The sequence below is a fragment of the Pseudomonas sp. ICMP 3272 genome, assembly GCF_001466905.1.
Taxonomy (GTDB): domain Bacteria; phylum Pseudomonadota; class Gammaproteobacteria; order Pseudomonadales; family Pseudomonadaceae; genus Aquipseudomonas; species Aquipseudomonas amygdali.
The window spans coordinates 48,736-66,293 of record NZ_LKEK01000086.1; the positions used below are offsets into that span (position 1 = coordinate 48,736).

Annotated in this window: 16 protein-coding genes; 12 read left to right on the forward strand and 4 right to left on the reverse strand. The window is 59.2% G+C overall.

Annotated elements, in window-relative coordinates; all coding sequences use genetic code 11:
- Positions 1-283 precede the first annotated feature (283 nt).
- The gene (mhpT, locus tag AO068_RS22465) at positions 284-1,504 is read right to left on the reverse strand and encodes a 3-(3-hydroxy-phenyl)propionate transporter MhpT (RefSeq protein ID WP_058409486.1); all 1,221 of its coding nucleotides are present in this window, start codon (positions 1,502-1,504) and stop codon (positions 284-286) included.
- A 326-nt stretch (positions 1,505-1,830) separates the two neighbouring features.
- Here mhpT and AO068_RS22470 point away from each other — a divergent pair, with 326 nt between their 5' ends.
- Positions 1,831-3,153 (forward strand): OprD family porin, encoded by a 1,323-nt coding sequence (locus tag AO068_RS22470; protein WP_058409487.1) that lies wholly within the window; start codon positions 1,831-1,833, stop codon positions 3,151-3,153.
- 44 nt (positions 3,154-3,197) lie between these two features.
- Here the strand turns inward: AO068_RS22470 and AO068_RS22475 are convergent, their stop codons facing one another.
- The gene (locus tag AO068_RS22475; protein ID WP_058402865.1) at positions 3,198-3,686 is read right to left on the reverse strand and encodes a MarR family winged helix-turn-helix transcriptional regulator; all 489 of its coding nucleotides are present in this window, start codon (positions 3,684-3,686) and stop codon (positions 3,198-3,200) included.
- Positions 3,687-3,897: 211 nt separating this feature from the next.
- Here AO068_RS22475 and AO068_RS22480 point away from each other — a divergent pair, with 211 nt between their 5' ends.
- From AO068_RS22480 to AO068_RS22500, 5 genes are all read left to right on the forward strand, one after another.
- Positions 3,898-4,728, forward strand: coding sequence for a p-hydroxycinnamoyl CoA hydratase/lyase (locus AO068_RS22480; protein WP_058409488.1), 831 nt, complete (start codon positions 3,898-3,900; stop codon positions 4,726-4,728).
- 87 nt (positions 4,729-4,815) lie between these two features.
- Positions 4,816-6,264, forward strand: a complete 1,449-nt coding sequence (locus AO068_RS22485; RefSeq protein ID WP_058409559.1) for an aldehyde dehydrogenase — start codon at positions 4,816-4,818, stop codon at positions 6,262-6,264.
- 154 nt (positions 6,265-6,418) lie between these two features.
- Positions 6,419-8,305 carry a feruloyl-CoA synthase gene (locus tag AO068_RS22490; RefSeq protein WP_058409489.1) on the forward strand — a complete coding sequence of 629 codons (1,887 nt, stop codon included), beginning with the start codon at positions 6,419-6,421 and terminating at the stop codon, positions 8,303-8,305.
- Entirely contained in the window at positions 8,302-9,546 is a 1,245-nt protein-coding gene (locus AO068_RS22495; protein ID WP_058409490.1) for a thiolase family protein, read from the forward strand. The genes AO068_RS22490 and AO068_RS22495 overlap by 4 nt, the downstream gene beginning before the upstream one ends.
- Positions 9,547-9,685: 139 nt before the next feature.
- On the forward strand, positions 9,686-10,030 hold the full coding sequence (locus AO068_RS22500) for a hypothetical protein (protein WP_057402539.1): 345 nt from the start codon (positions 9,686-9,688) through the stop codon (positions 10,028-10,030).
- A 70-nt stretch (positions 10,031-10,100) separates the two neighbouring features.
- Here AO068_RS22500 and AO068_RS22505 read toward each other — a convergent pair whose 3' ends face one another.
- The gene (locus tag AO068_RS22505; protein ID WP_005731822.1) at positions 10,101-11,018 is read right to left on the reverse strand and encodes a LysR family transcriptional regulator; all 918 of its coding nucleotides are present in this window, start codon (positions 11,016-11,018) and stop codon (positions 10,101-10,103) included.
- Positions 11,019-11,175: 157 nt separating this feature from the next.
- On the opposite strand from AO068_RS22505, the gene AO068_RS22510 reads away from it, so the two are divergent.
- The 3 genes from AO068_RS22510 to AO068_RS22520 all read left to right on the forward strand — a co-directional run bounded on the left by AO068_RS22510 (position 11,176) and on the right by AO068_RS22520 (position 13,861).
- On the forward strand, positions 11,176-11,931 hold the full coding sequence (locus tag AO068_RS22510) for a 5-oxoprolinase subunit PxpA (RefSeq protein WP_057402540.1): 756 nt from the start codon (positions 11,176-11,178) through the stop codon (positions 11,929-11,931).
- An 86-nt stretch (positions 11,932-12,017) separates the two neighbouring features.
- Entirely contained in the window at positions 12,018-12,890 is an 873-nt protein-coding gene (locus AO068_RS22515) for a 5-oxoprolinase subunit B family protein (RefSeq protein WP_058409491.1), read from the forward strand.
- Entirely contained in the window at positions 12,887-13,861 is a 975-nt protein-coding gene (locus AO068_RS22520; protein WP_044318781.1) for a biotin-dependent carboxyltransferase family protein, read from the forward strand. The genes AO068_RS22515 and AO068_RS22520 overlap by 4 nt, the downstream gene beginning before the upstream one ends.
- Positions 13,862-13,867: 6 nt before the next feature.
- Here AO068_RS22520 and AO068_RS22525 read toward each other — a convergent pair whose 3' ends face one another.
- The gene (locus tag AO068_RS22525; RefSeq protein ID WP_058409492.1) at positions 13,868-14,440 is read right to left on the reverse strand and encodes a TetR/AcrR family transcriptional regulator; all 573 of its coding nucleotides are present in this window, start codon (positions 14,438-14,440) and stop codon (positions 13,868-13,870) included.
- Positions 14,441-14,648: 208 nt separating this feature from the next.
- Here AO068_RS22525 and AO068_RS22530 point away from each other — a divergent pair, with 208 nt between their 5' ends.
- The 3 genes from AO068_RS22530 (at position 14,649) to AO068_RS22540 (ending at position 17,489) form a co-directional block, all read left to right on the forward strand.
- Positions 14,649-15,656: an aldo/keto reductase gene (locus tag AO068_RS22530; protein WP_058409493.1), complete on the forward strand. Its 1,008-nt coding sequence runs from the start codon at positions 14,649-14,651 to the stop codon at positions 15,654-15,656.
- A gap of 313 nt (positions 15,657-15,969) precedes the next feature.
- Positions 15,970-17,154, forward strand: a complete 1,185-nt coding sequence (locus AO068_RS22535; RefSeq protein WP_058409494.1) for an L-dopachrome tautomerase-related protein — start codon at positions 15,970-15,972, stop codon at positions 17,152-17,154.
- Between the two features lie 26 nt (positions 17,155-17,180).
- Positions 17,181-17,489, forward strand: coding sequence for a putative quinol monooxygenase (locus AO068_RS22540; RefSeq protein WP_058409495.1), 309 nt, complete (start codon positions 17,181-17,183; stop codon positions 17,487-17,489).
- Positions 17,490-17,558 lie beyond the last annotated feature (69 nt).

Here is a 17,558-nt window from a genome sequence, read left to right on the forward strand (position 1 = left end):
TTATCCAGATGACTATCGTGCCAATGCTCCGCGTTGGCATGCATTGGGTGACGCTCCGCGTCACAAATCTGCAGCCTTGCGCGGTATCAAGGGCGAAGCAGTCTCAGGCTTTGGTGCTGCCTGTATCTCGGGCCGGATTGAATGATGCATCACGGCTGCAATGTGACGCAGAGCGTCACGAAATGCATTACCACGCGGAGCGTGGGAACGAGAACTGCCGGGATTTCAGCTATGTTTTCGGGCTCTTCAAGACTTGTGCATGACGATGGACATAGCGACCAGATCATTTCGACTCCGCAGCCTTGAGCTCACGCTTCTCGAGGGCGACCGACCTGGACAGCACCGTGATCGCCGCCAGTGCGGCAATCACCAGGCCGGGTGAGGTGGCCAACAGTACGCCAGCAGTTCCCGCACCGGCTCCGAGCAGATGCCCGGCAGCCAAAGGGCCGGCCACAGAGCCGAGGCGGCCGATGGCTACCGCAGCGCCGACACCGGTGGCACGTACCGAAGTCGGGTACGAAGGAGGAGCCAACGCATACAGCACCAGTTGCGCAGCCATGACAAATACCCCGGCAGCAAACCCGGCAATTGCCATCGGCACGATGCCGACCGACACGCCCACGCCCGCCAACGCAGCCAGCAAACCGGCGTAGACGAACAGCACGACCTTGGTGCCGTTGCAGCGATCCAGCAACAGCCCGCCCAGTAGCGAGCCCAGCGCGCCGCCAATATTGAACAGCATCTGCACCAGGCCCGCCTGAGGTTTGCTGAAACCCTGGCCGATCAACAGCGACGGCAGCCAGTTGAGCAGCATGTACATGACGGTCAGGGTAAAAAAGTAGCCGACCCACAAGGCCAGCGTCGTGCGGGCTCTGCCTTCGCCAAACAGTGCGCTGGCGCTTGAATGCCGCGCAGCGCTGGCAGTGGTCTGCTGTTTAAAGGCGCTGGATTCGGGCAGTAACATGATCATCAGCGGGACCACCAGCAACGGCACCAGACCGCCGATGATGAAAGTTGTCTGCCAGTGCTCGCTGCTAAACATCGCGACCACCGCAGCCAGAGCACCGCCCAGCGGAACGCCTGCGTACATGACGCTGATGGCGAGCCCGCGATGGCGTTCGCCGACAGCTTCGGCGCACAAGGCGATCAGGTTGGGCAGCGCAGCCCCCAGCCCCAGGCCGGTCATGAAGCGCACCAGCAACAGGGCAGAAAAGCTTTCGACATAAGCGGTGCTCAGCGAGAAGACCCCAAACAGCAGTACTGCGCTCACTAGAATCTTCTTGCGGCCGATGCGATCCGCAATCCAGCCGCCAAAAAAAGCGCCCGGCAGCAGCCCGATGATCCCGGCACTGAACACCCAGCCCATCATTTTCGGGTCAAGGGCAAAGCTTTGACGCAGTCCCGCAGCCGCCGTCCCGGCAGCCTGCAGGTCGAAACCTTCGATGAGTGCGACGATAAAACACAAGACGATGGTCAGCGTCGAACGACGCAACGGACTGTTCATGGCAAGCCTCATTGTTGTTTTTGTTGTGAAGAAAGCCTGTTCCCGAGCGCCGACGACGGCGTTGTGACAGGTGCTGATCAAGGTAACAAAAATAACTAAAAAATGAATCCGCCCATAAATTTCAATAAAAGCAGGAATTATTCTTTTTAAAACATTGAGTTAGGTTGGGATTTAAAGAGTAACAGTCAAGTAGTTAATATTATTAATGTTCGATTATCGGTCACTCTGGATTGACGTCGATACGAAATCCTCCAATTCTCCGTCCACGGGCCGGCGGCCAGCGCCGGACCGAATCCAAAAACAACAACAATAAGTGGACATCCAACATGCCAACGCTCACTCGTGGTGCAGCAAGAGCTGTGTCAACTCTCTTTTTCCGTCGAAAAAATTGCGGTCTTGCGCTGGGCCTGCTGGGTGTCAGCGCTATACCTGACCCCGCACAGGCTCAAGGGTTTCTGGAAGACAGCCACGGCACCTTGACGCTGCGCAATTACTATATGGACCGTGATTACAAGGACGATGGCGCCAAAACGGCCACACGGGAGTGGGCACAGGGGTTCATTATCAACGCCGAATCCGGCTTTACAGAAGGGCCGGTGGGCTTCGGTCTTGATGCGCGAACGCTGGTGGGTGTAAAGCTTGATTCCTCGCCAGACCGCAGCGGAACCGAGCTATTGCCGGTATCAGTCAGCGACGGACGGGCTGCTGACGAGTATTCCCGACTGGCGCTGACCGGCAAGCTTAAATTCCGCGAAACCACAATCAAGACGGGCGACGTGTCGATTTTTCTGCCGTTTGCTTTCGCCAGCCCCTCGCGCCTGTTGCCACAGACCTTTCGGGGCACGACGCTGACTTCAAAGGACATCGAAGGCTTGACCTTCAATGCCGGCTATATCGACCGGGTCAACAAGCGCGACTCCAGCAACTATCAGGCGATGACCATCGCGTCGCCGAACCGACGCTTCAATGGTGCAGCAACGTCATCGCACATGGTTTATGCCGGGGGCGACTATCAGGTCAACAAGGAGCTCAGCATACGCGCGTATCACGCTGAGGTGGCTGATCTTTATACTCAGAACACGCTCGCACTATTGCACAAAATGGCAATCGGCGATGGCGTGCTGACCACTGATCTGCGCAGCTTTTTCAGTAGCGACACGGGCAGCGCGAAAGCCGGAGAAGTGGATAACCAGAACCTGTCGGCGCTGCTGGGCTACAAGTGGGGAGGGCACAGCGTCAGCCTTGGCTATATGCATTCGAGCGGCGATACCGCTACACCCTATGTGTCGGGTACCGAACTGATGGGGTTGAGCGAGATGACCATGAGTTCTGATTTTCTCAATGCCAGGGAGCGTACCTGGCAAGCCATTTACGACTATGACTTCACTGCCGTGGGGCTTGTCGGGTTACGCAGTCGCCTGCGTTATGTGCGCGGCGACAACATCGAACTGGCCGCTTTCAATGCCGATGATCGCAAGGAGCGTGAGTTTCAGATGGAATTGGGCTACGTCGTTCAGAGCGGCCCGCTGAAGAATATAGGCCTGCTGGCGCGCAAGTCGATCTATCGCAACGACTTCCCCGCAGGCGCCGCCTTTCGCGATGAAAACCAGACGCGCTTTATTGTCCAGTACAGCTTGCCGCTCTGGTAATCAGCCCGTCATCGACGGCAAAAATCGCCGTCGATGACGGATTTTTACGATTGGTAAACCTTTTTCAGCAGCCTGAGAAGGTCCTGACGTTCCTGGTTATTCAGCGCTGAAGTGGAATCGAGGTCACTGTCGATGGCGATCTGTTTCAGTTCGCGCAGCAATGTCTCGCCGCTCTTGCTGAGGAAGATGCCATACGAGCGTTTGTCCGGCTTGCAACGAACCCGCACGGCCAGCGCGCGTTCCTCGAGTTTGTTCAGCAAGGGGACGACCTGGGGTGGCTCGATTGCCAGAGCCTTGGCCAGATCCGCCTGCATGAGGCCGGGGTTTTGCTCAATGATCGCCAGCGCCGAGAACTGCGCCGGGCGCAGGTCGTGGGCGGAAAGACGTCCGATCAGGTTCTGGAACAGCTTGAGCTGTGCCCGGCGCATGGCATAACCGATCAGATCATCCAGCGCAGAATCCGTTGGCAAAGCTGCTTCGGCAACCTGTGCGGAGGCCTGGCAAATGTCGGCAATGTCGGATGGCTTGGCCATTGAAAGTGCAGTCCTTTTGATGGGGTGGGTCAATCAGCCGATCAGTTTGCCGAGGTTAGCGAACGATAGCTATGGGGTATACGTCACTGTGACCAGTGTATGCAGGCGGAGTGCCGATTTTTTAATTAATACCTATAACAGTTAATTGACATAACTATATTTGCCGTTTAGCTTTGAGCTATCGTCAAGCCAAGAACAAGAGAGTATCGCCATGAGCAAGTACGAAGGTCGCTGGAAAACCGTCAAGGTCGAGATCGAGCAAGGCATCGCGTGGGTCATCCTCAATCGGCCTGAAAAGCGCAATGCCATGAGCCCGACCCTGAACCGTGAAATGATCGATGTGCTGGAAACACTCGAGCAGGATCCCGACGCAGGTGTTCTGGTGTTGACCGGTGCGGGCGAGGCCTGGACTGCCGGCATGGACCTCAAGGAGTACTTTCGTGAGGTGGACGCCGGACCGGAGATTCTTCAGGAAAAAATCCGTCGCGAGGCCTCCCAGTGGCAATGGAAGATGTTGCGCATGTACGCCAAACCGACCATCGCAATGGTCAACGGCTGGTGTTTCGGTGGGGGCTTCAGCCCGCTGGTGGCATGTGACCTGGCGATCTGCGCCGATGAAGCGACCTTCGGGCTGTCGGAAATCAACTGGGGTATACCGCCTGGCAACCTGGTGAGCAAGGCTATGGCCGATACCGTGGGTCATCGCCAGTCGCTTTACTACATCATGACCGGCAAGACCTTCGATGGTAAGCAAGCCGCTGAAATGGGGCTCGTCAATGAGAGCGTGCCGCTGGCACAACTGCGTCAGGTGACCATCGACCTGGCCCTCAATCTGCTGGAAAAGAACCCGGTGGTACTGCGCGCCGCCAAGCACGGCTTCAAGCGCTGCCGCGAACTGACCTGGGAGCAGAACGAAGACTACCTGTATGCCAAACTCGATCAGTCACGACTGCTGGACAAGGAAGGCGGGCGCGAGCAAGGCATGAAGCAATTCCTCGACGACAAGAGCATCAAGCCAGGGCTGGAAGCTTATAAGCGGTAACAAGCTACAAGCGTGAGGCTTTGACTTGAGGCTTGTATTTCAAGGTTTGAGGCTGCTCTTGAACAACAATAACAAAGAGGAATGATCATGCTGGACGTGCCCCTGCTGATCGGCGGCCAGTCGTGCCCCGCCCGTGATGGACGTACATTTGAACGCTGCAACCCGGTGACAGGCGAAGTGGTTTCGCGTGTGGCCGCAGCGACCCTGGAAGATGCCGATGCGGCAGTCGCGGCTGCTCAGGCTGCGTTCCCCGCCTGGGCGGCGCTGGTACCCGGCGAGCGTCGAGCGCGTCTGCTCAAGGCTGCCGAGCAGTTGCAGGCGCGCAGTGGTGAATTTATCGCTGCCGCTGGCGAAACCGGCGCAATGGCTAACTGGTATGGCTTCAACGTACAGCTGGCCGCCAACATGCTGCGCGAAGCCGCGTCGATGACCACGCAGATTAACGGTGAAGTCATTCCCTCCAATGTGCCCGGCTGCTTTGCCATGGCGCTGCGCCAACCCTGCGGCGTGGTGCTCGGCATCGCACCGTGGAATGCGCCGGTGATTCTTGCTACCCGCGCCATCGCCATGCCGCTTGCCTGCGGTAACACCGTGGTGCTCAAGGCATCGGAGCTCAGCCCTGCGGTGCATCGGCTGATCGGTCAGGTATTGCAGGACGCCGGGCTGGGCGATGGTGTCGTCAACGTGATCAGCAATGCGCCTGCCGATGCTGCGGCGATTGTCGAGCGTCTGATCGCCAACCCGGCCGTGCGTCGAGTCAATTTCACCGGTTCGACCCATGTGGGGCGTATCGTCGGTGAGCTTTCGGCACGCCATCTCAAACCGGCACTGCTTGAGCTGGGCGGTAAGGCACCGTTTCTGGTGCTGGACGACGCTGATCTGGACGCGGCGGTGGAAGCGGCCGCGTTTGGGGCCTATTTCAATCAGGGCCAGATCTGCATGTCCACCGAACGGTTGATCATTGATCGGAAGGTGGCGGATGCCTTTGTTGCGAAACTCACAGCAAAGATCGAAACATTGCGTGCCGGCAACCCGGATGACAGTGAGTCGGTGCTGGGGTCGCTGGTAGATGTCGGGGCTGGCACGCGCATCAAGGCGTTCATCGACGACGCCGTGGGGCTGGGCGCAACGCTGGTGATTGGCGGGCAGTTACAGGGCAGCATTCTGCAACCGACGCTGCTCGATGGCGTGACTGACAGCATGCGCCTGTATCGCGAAGAGTCCTTCGGGCCGGTGGCTGTGGTGATCCGTGGCGAAGGTGACGAGGCGTTGCTGCGGCTGGCCAATGATTCGGAGTTCGGCCTCTCGGCGGCGATTTTCAGTCGCGACACCAGCCGCGCTCTGGCGCTTGCGCAGCGAGTCGAGTCGGGGATCTGCCACATCAACGGACCGACTGTGCACGATGAGGCGCAAATGCCCTTTGGCGGGGTCAAGTCCAGCGGGTACGGCAGTTTTGGCGGCAAGGCTTCTGTCGAGCATTTTACCCAGTTGCGCTGGGTGACCTTGCAAAACGGGCCGCGGCACTACCCGATCTGAATCCTCCGGTGCCGGCGTCGCCGAACTGTTGCAAAAAACCGTGTCGCCGGTAAGTCAGTCATAACAATAACAAGGCTGCAGCCTGTGCTGCTACGCTCGCCCCGAACCGCTGCAAGCCGTTGGGTGTCTGCGTACCTTGATGGAGAGAACGCACGTGAGTTCCGATATCAGATCATCAACGCTGCACAGTGAAGATAGCTCACCACGCTATCGCCAGGTCTCCATCGGTCACCCGCCCATCGAGGTGCGGGAAGAGCAGGGCATTTTGCATATGCGTGCCCTGGAACCACTGGCGCAATTGCCCGATCGCTTGCTCGACCGATTGGTGCACTGGGCCAGCATCCGTCCGCAGCAAACCTTTATTGCCGCCCGCGACAGCCGTGGCGGCTGGCGCAAGGTCAGTTACGCCGACATGCTCACAGACGTGCGCGCCATTGCGCAGAGCCTGTTGGCGTATGGGTTGTCCGCCGAACGGCCGTTGGCGCTGCTCTCGGGTAACGACATCGAGCATTTGCAGCTTGCACTGGGTGCCATGTACGCGGGTATTCCCTATTGCCCGGTATCACCAGCGTATTCAGTCATGTCCCAGGATTTCGCCAAGCTACGGCATGTTTGCGAAGTGTTGCAGCCAGGGCTGGTATTTGTCAGCGACGCCGCGCCGTTTCAGCGCGCCATTGACGCAGTCATTCCAGCGGATACGCCGATCATCACTGTGCGCGGGCAACTCGCTGGCAGGCACCCACTGAGCTTCGCCAGCCTGTTCGATCAGCCGGGCGGGCGTGAAGCCGAGGCGGCCTTTCTGGCCAGTGGGCCGGACAGTATCGCCAAGTTCCTGTTCACCTCGGGCTCGACCAAACTGCCCAAGGCCGTAGTGACCACGCAGCGCATGCTGTGTGCCAATCAGCAAATGCTGCTGCAGACATTTCCGGTGTTCGGCGAAGAGCCGCCCGTGCTGGTCGATTGGCTGCCGTGGAATCACACCTTCGGCGGCAGCCATAACCTCGGTATCGTGCTGTACAACGGTGGCACGTTCTATCTGGACAACGGCAAACCGACCGTTCAGGGCTTTGCCGAAACCCTGCGCAACCTCAAGGAAATCTCGCCGACGGCCTACCTGACCGTGCCCAAAGGCTGGGAAGAGCTGGTCAACGCGCTGGAGCAGGACGCCGAACTGCGTGAGCGATTCTTCTCGCGCATGAAACTGTTCTTCTTCGCCGCAGCCGGCCTGTCGCAAAGTATCTGGGATCGCCTTGACCGTGTCGCCGAGCAGCATTGTGGCGAACGGATTCGCATGATGGCCGGGTTGGGCATGACCGAGGCTGCGCCTTCCTGCACGTTCACCACCGGACCGCTGTCGATGGCTGGCTATATCGGCTTGCCTGCGCCCGGTTGCGAAGTGTGTCTGGTGCCGGTGGACGGCAAGCTGGAAGGCCGTTTCCGCGGTCCGCACATCATGCCCGGCTACTGGCGCTCGCCGCAGCAGACTGCCGACGTGTTCGACGAAAACGGTTTTTATTGCTCCGGCGATGCGATCAAGCTCGCCGATCCTGCGGCGCCCGAGCTGGGCCTGATGTTCGACGGGCGTCTTGCCGAGGACTTCAAACTGTCGTCCGGCGTGTTTGTAAGTGTCGGACCCATGCGCAACCGTGCAGTGCTGGAAGGCTCGCCGTACGTGCAGGATGTGGTCATAACCGCGCCTGATCGCGAATGCCTGGGTGCGCTGGTGTTTCCAAGGTTGCATGAGTGTCGCCAATTGGCCGGGCTGGATGCACAGGCTTCTGATGCGCAGGTGTTGGCCAGTGCGCCGGTACGTGCGTGGTTCGGCGAATGGCTGACCCGCCTGAATCAAGGTGCAAATGGCAATGCCAGCCGTCTTGAATGGATCGTGCTGCTTGACGAACCCGCGTCTATTGACCGTGGCGAAATCACCGATAAGGGTTCGATCAACCAGCGTGCGGTGCTGCAGTGGCGGGCAGAAACAGTCGAAGCGCTTTATCGTGATCAGTCCCCGGACAAACTCAGTGCCGAGCCGACGGCATGAGCAGCGGCGGGCAATACCTGGCGTTCAGCGACGTGGCCATTGTCGACGCAGTGCGTACGCCGTGGGTCGATCTGGGCGGCGCTCTGGGGCATATTTCACCCATCGATCTGGGTATAAAGGTCGGTCGTGAGGTTCTGGCGCGTGCTGCCATTCATCCTGATCAGGTCGACGGTGTACTGGCTGGCTCAATGGCGCAAGCCAGTTTCGATGCGTACCTGCTGCCCCGGCATATCGGCCTGTACAGCGGCGTCGCACAAAGCGTTCCGGCGCTGGGCGTGCAACGCATCTGCGCCACAGGTCTCGAACTGTTGCGTCAGGCCGCTCAGCATGTGAGCGAAGGCGGGCAGATGGCGCTGTGCGTTGCTGCCGAATCGATGTCGCGCAACCCGATTGCGGCCTATACCCATCGCGACGGTTTCCCGCTGGGCGGTGCCGTGCAGTTCAAGGACTTTCTCTGGGAAGCGTTGTACGACCCGGCACCGGCAATGGACATGATCGCTACGGCGGATAATCTTGCAAACCGTTACGGCTTGAGCCGTGAAGCCGTCGACGGTTATGCATTGCTCAGCCATCAGCGCGCACTGCAATCGCAGCTTGGCGGCCAATGGGCTGGCGAAATTGTGCCGGTCAACAGCCAGCGCTTTGAGCTGGAGGGTTATCAGCCGCGCGGCATCGAGTTGCCGCGGGGGGTTGAAACGGTCACACAGGACAGCCATCCGCGAGCGACCACCCTGGCGGCGTTATCTCGTTTGCGCGCTATTCATGCTGATGGTGTGCAGACCGCAGGCAACAGCTGTGCGGTGGTCGATGGTGCGGCAGCGGCGTTGGTGGGCAGCGCTTCGCAGTCACAAAGGCCGGTACTGGCGCACCTGCTGGCCAGTGCTGTGATTGGCGTCGCTCCGGAGTTCATGGGCATTGGCCCGACGCCTGCCATCCAGCTGTTATTGCAGCGCAGCGGGCTGGCGCTGAGCGACATTGGCCGGCTGGAAATAAACGAAGCGCAGGCGGCCCAGATGCTGGCGGTGACACAAACGCTGGAACTGGACAGCGAACGACTCAACTGTCTGGGCGGTTCACTGGGCCTGGGTCATCCGTTGGCAGCCACCGGGTTACGTCTGGTCATGACCCTGGCCCGGCAATTGCGCGAAAAAAACCTGCGCTACGGGATTGCCGCAGCCTGCGTAGGCGGCGGGCAGGGCATGGCGCTGCTGATCGAGAATCCGGCATTTATTGCCCGCTGAGCCTGCCCCCCTTATCCATGACTCGAAAACGACACTCAGCCATTTAAAGCGCTGCACTTGACGCAGGTCATCCTTTAGCGCTTGACCGAATTGAAGTGAACAGTGACTCTCGCGTCTCTCAACACTACGGAACCCGTCTATGCGTGCCCTCGCTGAGCTTTCTTTCGATTTCGTCTGGCATTTGATGTTCACGGATGACGATCAGCTCGACCAGGATCTGGCGGTACGCTCGCTGGAAAATCTGTCTGACTACTTTTCGGCGATGTCCGACGAAGAGAAAAGAGCGTTCATCGCTGTGGCGCATGAACGCAAGGCCCGCCTTTTTGCAGTGCCCGATGCCGATGGCTACTCGCCAATGCTGCACGCCACTGAAGACCAGGCGCAGTTTCTTGATCATGTAGTGTCCGGACAGTTCTTCCAGCAGTTTGAAGAGCCCGCGGCTGTTTATGCCAGCGACCGCGTGGTACCGATCCGCAGCAGCTGAGCTACCGGCTAGTTGCGTGCAGTTTCCGGCAATCTGGCAATCACCTTGATTTAAATAATTCCTGCCCGGCTCAACGCCGCGCCGACAGCTGCTGCGGTGCCAGAAACGCATCGTGAAAATAGTTACGAAACGCCTGCATCGCCGGGCTCAGTTCTCGCTCGCGGTGCCAGGCCAGGCCGACGCTCATTGGCGTTACCGAGTCGGTGACAGTCAACGTTTCAATACGTTTGCCTTCCAGCGACCAGGGGCGATGTACCAGGTCGGAGAGAATCGCCACGCCGCTGCCGTTGGCGACCATGCTGCGCACTGCTTCCACGGAGCTGGTGCGCACTCTGACATTGGGTCGTTGGCCGGCCAGTTCCCAGTAACGCATTGCACTTTGCTCCGCCTCATCGACGGTCAACAGGATATAGGGCTCTTGTGCCACATCGGCAAGGCTCACGGCGGCGCGCTGGCACAGCGGGTGATGGCTGGACAGCCATAGACGGCGTTCGGAGTTGAACAGCGTCTCCGAGACGATATCCGGGTGAGTGATGTTGGCTGTCAGCACCACTGCCATATCGAAGCGCCCCTCCAACAGACCCTGTTCGATGGCTTGCCTTTCGCGCTCATGAACCTCGATGGCTACATCAGGGTGCCAATGTTCCAGACGTTGCAGGTGGTGAGGCAGAAAGTAGCCAATCACGGTGTAGCTGGCGGCCAGGCGCAATACGCCGCTGGCGCGAATATCGGGTAGCGGGCTGTTCAGCGCATCATCGACGCTGCGCAGGATCACGTAGGCCCGGTTCAGAAAATGTCGACCCGCTTCGGTCAGGCTCATGCCCTGAGCCGAGCGCTGGAACAACAGCGTGCCGAGCATGCTTTCCAGTTCCTTGATTGCCGTGGTCACCGCAGACTGGGAAATGTTCAGGTGAATGGCCGCCTGCGAGATTTGCCCGATCTCGGCCGTTGCCACGAAATAACGAACCTGGCGCAACGTCAGGGACATAAGCACTCCAATTGGCGGGTATCTGTTTTTCAGAAGATGATGTATCTGTAAATAGATCTACCCAAGGGGTGCGAGCGAATCTAACGTGCTTTGCAGGAAGCCGGATAGCTTCTTTTCCGGATTGACCCTTGACTCGATAGCCCCAGGAGCAAAAGCCATGCAGGTGGATTTCAACTCGGACATGGGTGAAAGCTTCGGCGCGTGGACCATTGGTGACGGCGTCGATAACGAATTGATGGCCTTCATCAGTTCCGCCAACGTCGCTACCGGTTTTCACGCGGGTGACCCCGGCACGATGCGCCGTACCATAGAACAGGCGAAACAGCTGGGCGTTGCCATTGGCGCGCACCCAGGGTTCCGCGATCTGGTCGGCTTCGGACGGAGGCACATCAACGCAGCGCCGCAGGAGCTGGTCGATGACATGCTCTACCAGCTGGGTGCATTGCGTGAGCTGGCGCGGGTCCAGGGCGTGACATTGCAGCATTTCAAACCCCATGGGGCGCTGTATATGCACCTTGCCCGGGATGAAGCCGCTGCCCGTCTGCTGGTGGAAAACCTTCAGCGCCTGGAGCCTGAATTGCTGCTTTACTGCATGCCCGGTTCGGTTATCTGCAAGATCGCTCAGGAACTCGGTCAGCCGGTCATTCGCGAGTTCTACGCTGATCGCGACTACGACTTGAGCGGCTCCATCGTCTTCACCCGTAATGTGCGTGCGCATGACCCGGCCGAGGTCGCGGCACGCGTGGTTCGCGCGTGCCAGCAAGGTCTGGTGCGCACCGTCGAGGGCGAGGACCTGAGCATTGAATTCGATTCGATCTGCCTGCACAGCGACACGCCGGGCGCTCTGGCCCTTGCCGAAGCGACCCGCAAGGCGCTGGACGCTGCCGGGATCACGGTGCGCAAGCCGCGCTGAGTCAAATGGCATCGTGTGCACAGACACAGGAGCCACGTTACTGATATTCGCCTGCCGTTCTACAACAAATTCAACAAGGAACAGACATGGCTGATCCGATTCGCTACAGCTTTGGCGCTGATGAACACCTGTTCGCGGAGGTCAGCGAGAGTATGTCGCTGGAGGCCTTTTTCAAAGGGCTGGCGGTGACCCGTGCGGTCGAGCGTCTGGAGCTGGACGGTGTACTGGACGTATGCCTGGCCAACGCGTCCTTCCAGATTCGCTTCGACCCGGACCGTATTGCACCGCATGCCTTGCTTGAGGCAGTGAGAGCGGCCGAGGCCGATGCAGTGGCCGAACGTACGCTGCAAACCCGCATCATCGAGATTCCGGTGCTTTACAACGATCCGTGGACCCATGAAACCCTGATGCGTTTTCGTGACCGCCACCAGGATCCGGGTTCGACGGACCTGGAATACGCTGCGCGCATCAATAACCTGGCGGATGTCGATGCTTTCATTGCTGCTCATAGCGGCGCGCCGTGGTTCGTCTCGATGGTCGGTTTTGTGGCTGGTCTGCCATTCATGTTTCAGATGGTCGAACGCGAGCGCCAACTGCAAGTGCCCAAATACCTGCGGCCACGTACCGATACACCCAAGCTTACGCTGGGTCATGGCGGCTGCTTCGGCTGCATCTACTCGGTGCGCGGAGCGGGTGGCTACCAGATGTTCGGCGTCACGCCCGCGCCGATCTACGATCCGCAGCAGGGTCTGGCTTATCTGAAAGAGCACATGGTGTTTTTCCGGCCGGGCGACATCGTCCAGTTCAAACCGGTTGATCGGGACACCTATGACGCGGCCGTTGCAGAGGTCGAAGCCGGGCGCTTCGATTTGCGGATTCGTCCGGTCGAGTTTTCCCTGGATGCCTTTCTGGCTGATCCCGCTGGTTATCCCAAGTCGTTGCAGGAGGTGCTGGCATGATCAAGGTGCTCAAACCCGGTCTGGCGACCTCGGTGCAGGATCTTGGCCGCGAAGGCTATTACCACCTGGGCATTCCGCCCTCCGGTGCGCTTGACCAGTACGCGCTCAGCGCTGCCAATCAACTGGTTGGCAACCCACCCGGTGCCGCCGGGCTTGAATGCACATTGCTGGGGCCGGAGCTGGAGTTCCAGTGCGATACATTGGCGGCGGTCTGTGGTGCACACATGGCGGCGCGCCTCGACGGGGTGGAAATGCACCACGACACCGCCTTTGCGGTAAAAGCCGGACAGGTGCTGCGTTTCGACTTCCCCAAGGACGGCGCGCGCACCTATCTGGCGGTTGCCGGGGGGATTGATGTGCCGCTGGTGCTGGGCAGTCGGTCGACTTACACGCTGGGTGCGCTTGGCGGTTTTCAGGGTCGCCGACTGATGGCTGATGACCAGTTGCCAATAGGCATTCCCGGCGGCAAGGGGCGGGCTGGGGCGAGCTTGCCGATGGCTTTGCGCCAGTCTTTGGGTGGGGAAGTGTATTTGCGTGTGGTGCCGGGCCTGTATTACGAACGTCTGACCGAATTCGCAGCCACCAGCTTTTTCTCAGAGTCCTGGAGCGTAGGCTCGGAAGCCGACCGCATCGGTTATCGCTTCAAGGGGGGCAGGGCGTTGACATTCCAGCCCAGGGAGCAGCCTTTCGGGGCAGGCTCGGATCCATCGAATATCGTCGACAGCTGCTACCCGATCGGTTCGATTCAGGTGCCTGCCGGGCTGGAGCCGATTGTCCTGCACCGTGATGCGGTGTCTGGCGGAGGCTACGCGATGATCGGCACGGTAATCAGCGCCGACCTCGACCTGATTGGTCAGATGCAACCCAACCAGAAGGCCCGATTTGTGGCGGTAACGCTGGAGGAAGCGCTGGAGGCGCGAAAGTCGTACAAGAAGAAGCTGGCGTGCCTGAGCAAACTGTTTCCTTCATAGAAGCGGTCAAAGAGCCTGCAGTTGCTCAAACATTTTCGTACGGCACACATCGAGTATTTCGTCTGCCAGTGGCGAGTCGTTCGGGCAACTGCGCGATAGCAGTAGCGCGCCCAGCGCATGGGCAAACATATCGATGGTGTTTGCCCGCGCCTGTTTCCATTCGTTGTCGCCAGGAGACGTGCCTGCGGGAGCCAGGGCGGCAAGTATGCTCTCGATACCCTCGGCGAAGGTTGCCTTGACGTCGTCTGACTGACGTGCGGCATCAGCGCTGAGTGCGGCCATCGTGCAGCCGGTGCCTGGGTTATCCCGGTGCTCTCTGGACAGGTAGTACTCGATGAACTGCGCAGGATCGACGTCTTTCGATTGCTCCACGGTGCGCGAGATGGCGCAGGCTGCCGATTCGGCCATCAGGTCGGACTTGGAGCCGAAGTGCTTGTAGAACCCGCCGTGGGTAAAGCCCGCTGCGGCCATCAGGTCTGCAACCCCGACACCGTCAAAGCCGTGCTCGCGAAACTGAACGGATGCCGTCTCGACAATGTGTGCCCGGTTGGCCTGGGCCTGCGCCTTGGTGACTCTCATGTGGTTTGCCTCTCTTGCCTGCTTGGTTTTTTCCCGTCCGGGTTCGGCAGGGTGTGAATATAGCATTGATGCTGACCGTCATCAAAAACGTTGACAGTTAAGATGCTGATCGTAATCATAACCGCTCAAAGCTGACTGATAGCTGTCCACCTTGTTTCTCAGCAATAGGATCGCACCACGGGCGATCCTCAATCGGCAGGAGAAAACCATGAAATACAGAACGTTTGGCAAAACCGGGCTCAATGTTTCGCAATTGGCGCTGGGCACAGGAAACTTCGGCACGGGCTGGGGCTACGGTGCCGACCCGGTTGCCAGCAAGGCAATTTTCAACGCCTATGCAGAGGCGGGTGGCAACTTCATCGATACTGCAGACATTTATCAGTTCGGTCAGTCCGAAGAGTTACTCGGTACGCTGCTGGAAGGCCGACGCGATGATTTCGTGCTGGCGACCAAATTCACCAACGGCGCCTCGGCCAATCCCGGCCGACTGGCGATCGGCAACAACCGCAAGGCAATGGTCAGCTCTGTGGAGGCAAGTCTCAAGCGCTTGAAGACGGACCGCATCGACATCTATTGGGCGCACCACCCAGACGCTGTTACACCCATCGAGGAAATTGTCAGAGGGTTTGAAGATCTGGCGCGTGCAGGGAAGATCCTCTATGCAGGCTTGTCCAATTTCCCTGCATGGCGGCTTGCTCGCGCGGTTACGCTGGCCGAAATCAGCCGCGCATTACCGATTGCAGCCGCTCAGTTCGAATACAGCCTGGTGCATCGCGAGCCGGAGGCCGATCTTTTTCAGGCGTCTTACGCGCTTGGCCTTGGCGTCGTCACCTGGTCACCTCTGGGGGGTGGCATGCTGACCGGCAAATACCGCAAAGGGGAGAGCGGGCGCGCTGAGGGGTTTGGCGGCAAGGTATTCCAGCCTGAGAACTCGGCGCAGCGCACACGGATTCTCGATACTGTTCTGGAGGTTGCCGGTGAGCTTGGCGTCAGCGCGGGTCAGGTTGCCATTGCCTGGGCAGGTTCGCACGGCGCTGTTCCTATCATCGGGCCCCGTTCGCACGAGCAGATTGCCGATAATCTGGGCGCCTTGTCGCTGACGCTGGCTGACGAACAGATTCAACGGCTCGATGCGGTCAGCAGTCTGGACCCCTCCGCTGGACCAAGGTCGGCGGCTGATTGGTCGGATGAGACTCGCGCAAGGGGAGTTGCCTGAGTTGTTGGCCTGGCTCGTATAAGTTGGTTGCCAGCCGCCAAATGAGCGGCTGGAGCCCTTCCAGGCGCAGCTTCGCCGCATGAATGCGGTGCTTGCGTGCCTTGGCGAAAGTGGTGATCTTCGCCTCAGCGTTGAAAGTGTTAGCGTATTCCCCGCGTTTTTCTTTGTAATGAGAAAGACCAAAATACTCGCAGTCTTGTCTATTCATCGTCCTTGAGCCTCGTAGGGTGATGAACGCGATCACCTTCCGTGCGCACAACCCGTATTACTGAATGCCGATGAGCAGCCCTGGCTGTCCCATCAGGAGAGCACCATGCATCGAAAATCAATTTGCGCAGCACTGGCCATCCTGTCCGCTGCCACACTCACCACCTCCCTGGCCTACGGCGCGACCATCACCGGGCTCCCTGCAAGCGCCCCTGCCGACAGACCGGTAGGCAAGCTTGAACAGGTGCATGCCTTTTACGATGCGATGCCTACCGGTGTGACAGTTACTGAAGCCGGGCGAATTTTCGTCAACTTCCCTCGCTGGGGCGACAAGGTGCCTTTTACGGTGGGCGAGATTCGTGATGGCAAAGTGGTTGCCTACCCGGATCTGGCGGTCAACCGCGAGAACCCGAAGGACCCCGGCGACGGGCTGATCAGCGTGCAGAGTGTGGTGGCCGACGGTAAAGGACGCGTCTGGCTTCTGGACACTGCCGCACCGCAGTTTGCTGCTCCGCGTCCGGGTGGTGCCAAGCTGGTTGCGGTAGACCTGGCCACCAACCGAATCGTCAAGCGGCTGGTGTTTCCCGATAACGTCATATTGCCCAGCACTTATGTCAACGATATGCGCTTCGACTTCCGCAAAGGATCGCAGGGGACTGTCTATGTGACTGACTCTTCGGTAAGCGGTCCGGGTGCAATCATTGTCATGGACATTGCCAGTGGGCATGCCGTACGGCGCCTGAGCGGCGCGAAGTCGACGTCTGCCGACCCGGCTTTCGTGCCCGTGGTCGAGGGCGTGCCGGTGCTGGGTGATGGCCCGGACGGATCGCGCAAACCGGTTCACGTAGCCGCAGACGGCATTGCGCTGTCGGCCGATGGCAAAACGCTTTATTTCTCGCCACTGTCCAGCCGCCACCTGTACTCCGTCGCTACCGAGCTGTTGAACGACAGCGGTGTAAGTGAGCAGCAACTGGCCGCGGCTGTTGAGGACCTCGGTGAAAAGGGCGCCTCCGATGGTCTTGAGGCTGATGCAGACGGTGCTGTGTATGCAGGTGACTACGAGCACAATGCAATTCGCAAACGCCTGCCGAGCGGTGTATGGCAAACCGTGGCGCACGATCCTCGCATGCTGTGGCCTGATACGTTGTCTATCGGTCCGGATGGCTACCTGTATTTCATCGTCAACCAATTGCACCGTCAGGCCGGTTTCAATTCGGGCCACGACAAGCGTGCAAAACCTTATAGCCTGCTACGCGTGAAAGTCGACGCTGCGCCTGCACCCACTCATTGATCGAATTGAATACCGGAGCATTGATAATGAATACACCTGCAAAGCCGTTGGCCTTGATCGCCGTTCTGAAAGCCGTTACGGGCAAAGAGTCCGCATTGAAAGAAGCATTATCAGCACTGGTGGAACCGTCCCGATCAGAGCCGGGCAATATCGAGTACACACTGTTCGAGGCGCGCGATGAGCACGGCACGTTTTACATGCGTGAATGCTTCAAGGATCAGGCAGCACTGGATGCGCACGTTGCCACGCCGCATTACCAACAGTTTGCAGCTGCAAGCGGCAAGTGGCTGGCAGAGCCACCGCAGCTGATATTTCTGGATCAGGTGTCTGGCTGATCTGGATAAGGGGCTCGGCACGTTCGAGCCCCTGTACGGCTACCCCAAACACGCTCTAACCCATGATGG